This is a genomic window from Salinimicrobium oceani, assembly GCF_012037645.1.
The window spans coordinates 1-280 of the sequence record NZ_JAAVJR010001688.1 but is presented as its reverse complement, the minus strand read 5'-3'; the positions used below and the strand labels follow the sequence as shown (position 1 = coordinate 280).

At 41.1% G+C, this 280-nt stretch carries 1 protein-coding gene; it reads left to right on the top strand.

Annotated elements, in window-relative coordinates:
* Positions 1-280 (top strand): Dps family protein (locus HC175_RS23605; protein ID WP_168140144.1); only part of this gene is annotated, 280 nt, incomplete at both ends.

Below are 280 nucleotides of genomic sequence, written 5' to 3'. Positions count from 1 at the left end.
TCAAGATCGACGAAATAGCAGAAAGAATTCTCACTTTACGTTACCAGCCCACCAGCAATCTTAGTGAATACCTTGAAAAATCCAATGTAAAGGAATCCAAATCGGACCTTTCTGATGCCCAAATGATCAAGAATCTTTTGGACGACCACGGCACAATTCTAAAACAGATGCGCAAAGTGGTTGAAGTCGCCGAAAAAGGCGGAGATGAAGGTACCATTGACCTTATAGGAGCTTATATTAGAGAATTGGAAAAAACAAGTTGGATGCTGGATGCATGGAA